Below are 4151 nucleotides of genomic sequence, written 5' to 3'. Positions count from 1 at the left end.
TATCCGGACCTCGAGAATACCCTTGCCAGGGAATCGCCTACCGTCTGTATCCCCTGTCCTGCTTCGCCGCCGATCTTTATTGTATAGTCCAGACAACCTCCGATACACCATTATAAAATGGCCGAGGCAAAATTACAACAATCTAATTGCGATGCACAGCGAGAGACCCATGAGGCGTCAGGCAAGCAGAAGGGCAGTATTTCGTATATCGTATATCGTATATCGAGACTCCAAGAAAATCCGTTCGGTGTGAAACGTTCGGCGGAGAACCCCGTGAATCGTGAGTCGTAATTCGTAAAGGGAGAAAAACTGTACGGCACAGGAAGAGCGGGTTGTCATTGCGAGCGGAGCGTGGCAATCTCATCCCCTTTTCCATTCACGTCTCACGAATTACAAATTACGGGTTTTATCGATTCACGACATACGGGTTTATAATTTCACTGACAGTTGAAAGCCTGACGCCCTGCTTGTGAAAATATATTCAGTTTAAAGGATTTTATTGATATCTAATTAGTAGTATGTTAAAAAAAGAACAAGCGAGGTAGATATAATGAGCAATTTTTTAGACAAATTGTCAGTGAGAAGGATGGTCAAAGAAGATCTTGACTACATCGTTGATATCGATACGAAGGTACTTGGAGAATCAAGAAAGGATTACTGGGCCAACAAGATCATAAAACAGGCTGAATCGAGACCACCCGACGCATCGCTTGTTTCAGAGATAGACGGCAAGGTAGCAGGATTTATCCTCGGAGAAGTCAGCGGATGGGAATTCAAGGTCCCTAACAACATCGGCTGGATTGACACAATCGGCATAGATCCCGATTATCAAAACAGGGGCATCGCGAAGGTTCTTGCTGCCACCCTCGTTGCCAACCTGAAAAAATACGGCGTCGATACAATTTATACCCTTGTGAACTGGAATGACTGGGATCTTCTGCAATTCTTTCACGCCATGGGTTTCTCGCGGGGCGATATGATAAACCTCGTGCTAAAGGTATAACAGACCCCCTTCTTCGTTCTGTAATCTACCGGGATTAAAATTATTGTAAAGCAGCAGCCTTCTGAAGATCACCGTCAGACAGTTCATTGTTTCCTAATTTCCGGTATAACTCGGCACGATAAAGGTACGCATCCCGATCGATTCTGTATAGTCATTCTCTTTTTGACAGACAGGAACTATTGCTTTATACTGAATCAAACAAGGGGAGCGGGAATATTTGAAGGAAACAAGGTCATATCCGCAATCGGTTTTCCGGGCGCTTCAACAAAGTCCTTTTGAGAACATCCTGGATTCCAATATGTTCGCCGTTTACATCTCCCGGGAGCTGACCATCCCCCGCGTCCAGGACCCCCGCAGAACACAGAAACCCTATGACGGGATTTCCCGTCACCCCAGTTATGTCAGTTCTTCTTATATTAACCAGGTCTTTAATTATCTCGGATTCATTAAACGGACCCAGAACAGCAGCTATCAGCAATACCTTCCCGTGCTCTTTCACGAGCTTAATCACTTTCTGACTGTCATGGAGGATATTGTATACAACCTGAACATTGCGGCGCCTGTCGAGGTGTATGAAGAACAAAAAAAGGGGCTGGAGTGCTTCTTTAATGTGTACCGTACGCGTTCAGGCGGCAACTTAGAATGGATCAATGACGTATGGAGACACCAGAAGCTCTATCTGGAACGCATGGATATGCTCTTTGAAACACTCAAGCTAGGAGGCAGGATCTTTGATTTCAGTTCCGAACAACTGTACGAAAGGATATTTTCATTCTGCAGCCAGGCAATAGCCCGCAACAACCTTGACAAACCAAACAAAAACGACCTGGGACTCATTGCAAACAGCTGCGCAAAGTCAGCGCTCGAACAACAACCCAAGATCATCTGGTCAGGCGACAAGCATATGCTTGAAATGTTGAAATTGATCTACAACGATCCTCTTGTTCGTGATCAATTCCCGCAGATATATCTTTATTCCAGTTACGATCCCCGCGACCACGCACAATGGTTCCCGGCGTAACATCCGCTATCATCCGTTAGCGAACAGCTTTCAACGACAAAAACCCGTTTATAGTGTTCATTGAGTTTATTACGTTGTCTTTCTCGTAGGACGAGCATCGATGTCGGGCTCTTCTCCGCAAACACGCTGGATAAAGGCAGTGAATAGTGAACGGTGTACGGTTTAATTGCGAAGGAAGTGTCGAGCAAAATAGTAAATAGTAAAAAAAAGAAGCAATTCCTTTAAGGAGTTTATTTCTCTGCCCTCGGCTCTCCGCTCTCTGCTGCCTTTCTCTCACGACGTATCCGGGTTTATAATTGATTTTATTCACGATTATACTCTGTTTTTGTCAAAAAAAATTCTTGTCTTTTTTTCATCAGTGGGTATAGCATTGAATAAAAGACAAGTTGGTACATTAAATTATTACCCTTACAGATCAAAAGGAGATAACGAAAAATGTCAGGATGGTCAAATGTCGATGAGTATCAGAAGTTGTCAAAAGAACAGTTGATCGATTTGGTAAAGATGTATGGGCGATTCGCCCTGACACTGGATGGGCTCTGGTTTCTCGGCGTCGAGCGCATGGATGGGATAGACAGGGCGATTGAAGTGGATGAAGGGGTGTGGGGAGAATTCGGGAAAGGCGAGGCAAAGATCCTCAAAAAATTCTTGTCCATCGACCGCGTGTCTACGCTGGAAGGGATATGCAGGGCCTACCTGCTGACGTCCGTATTCAGCAACCTCGGGGGGCGGGCTGAGGTACGGGACGGGAGGTGCTATCTGTCCGTCACCGATTGCCATCCGCAGAAGGCACGGGTCAAAAAGGGTATGGGAGAATTTCCCTGCAAGACGGTTGGGATAAGGTATTTTGATGGTTTCTTTAAAGAACTGAACCCCGGTATACGGTATAAGTGCATTGTGTGTCCGCCGGATAAACATCCCGAAAAATTATGGTGCCAATGGGAAGTCTGGATAGACGAGGAGACAACGAAGTTATATGAATGAAGGCAATGCGGTATAGATGGTGCCTGCCAGCAATGAGAGATGCTTACTCTCACTAATCAGGCTTATAAGGTATTGAGAGTGCCCTTAAAAACTCTTTTTGAAATTTTTCTTCCAGTGCAAGTTCAATGTGGGTTACCATCCCCGCAATTCTGTCAGCCTCTTCCCGTTTCTCCCTGTTAATCAATGCAAGATATGCTCCGTGCCCTGCCGCATTTCCTACCATAGTAATGTTTTCCGGTTCACACCATGGAAAAAGACCGATTGCAAGTGCGCTCTCTTTGTCGATATGCATACCAAAGGCGCCGGATATTATTATCCTGTGTATGGCATCAATCTTGAGATGATTCATGAGCACCCTGCACCCACCATGTAGTGCAGCCTTTGCAAGCTGTACCTGTCGTATGTCTTTTTGCGTAAACACGATATCACTTCCTGTAGCTGATTCATGATGCCGGACCAACACAAATTCCATCGAGCCTGACCTTCCTCTCCTGAGCCGAGGCGTCTTCAGGGTTTTCTGAAAACTACCATTTGCCTTAATCACCCCTGTTTTAAAAAGATGGGCAACAGTGTCAATGATCCCGGAGCCACACACACCAGAAGGAAGAATTTCACATCTTCCTTGCTCGCTCGCCCATCCTTTATTTCCAATCACAACGTAATCGACTTCCAGGGTGTCCGGGTGGATACGTACCTTTTCTATGGCCCCTGGCGCAGCCCGCATGCCACAGGAGATATGTGCTCCCTCAAGGGCAGGGCCGGTGGCACAGGAACAGGAGAGCAGGGTCTCCCTGTTCCCAAGGACTACCTCACCGTTTGTCCCGATGTCTATGGTAAGAGACAGATCATTCCCGTTGTAAGGTTCCTCGGATATGAGGACTCCCACATTGTCGGCGCCAACAAAACCGGCCTCAACGGGAAGCACGTGGACATACGAGGAGGGGTTGATGAGCATGCCCAACTCGCGTGCCTTTATGTTGACGGATTCTTTTATCGATGGTTCAAAAGGCCAGAGTCCAAGACGGTCAGGGACTATTCCAAGAAAGATATGGTGCATCACAGTATTCCCCACAACCGTCATGTCAATGATCTGGTTAGGAGAACATCCGTTCCTCGTCACCATCTCATCTATCAAGGCGTTGA

General features: G+C 46.4%; 4 protein-coding genes. 3 read left to right on the top strand and 1 reads right to left on the bottom strand.

Annotation, left to right across the window (positions count from 1 at the left end):
- Window positions 1-550 precede the first annotated feature (550 nt).
- The 3 genes from PHU49_15335 (at window position 551) to PHU49_15325 (ending at window position 3008) form a co-directional block, all read left to right on the top strand.
- The gene (locus tag PHU49_15335; protein ID MDD5245380.1) at window positions 551-1003 is read left to right on the top strand and encodes a GNAT family N-acetyltransferase; all 453 of its coding nucleotides are present in this window, start codon (window positions 551-553) and stop codon (window positions 1001-1003) included.
- A gap of 217 nt (window positions 1004-1220) precedes the next feature.
- Complete coding sequence (locus tag PHU49_15330; GenBank protein MDD5245379.1) at window positions 1221-2024, top strand: hypothetical protein; 804 nt, start codon at window positions 1221-1223, stop codon at window positions 2022-2024.
- Between the two features lie 435 nt (window positions 2025-2459).
- Window positions 2460-3008 (top strand): DUF6125 family protein, encoded by a 549-nt coding sequence (locus PHU49_15325; GenBank protein MDD5245378.1) that lies wholly within the window; start codon window positions 2460-2462, stop codon window positions 3006-3008.
- A gap of 52 nt (window positions 3009-3060) precedes the next feature.
- Here the strand turns inward: PHU49_15325 and PHU49_15320 are convergent.
- Window positions 3061-4151 (bottom strand): ASKHA domain-containing protein (locus PHU49_15320; GenBank protein MDD5245377.1); only part of this gene is annotated, 1091 nt, incomplete at its 5' end.

It is taken from the genome of Syntrophorhabdaceae bacterium (assembly GCA_028713955.1).
Lineage (GTDB): Bacteria > Desulfobacterota > Syntrophorhabdia > Syntrophorhabdales > Syntrophorhabdaceae > UBA5609.
Note: the sequence above shows the minus strand (reverse complement) of the source record. Positions and strands in the feature narration are given on the sequence as shown.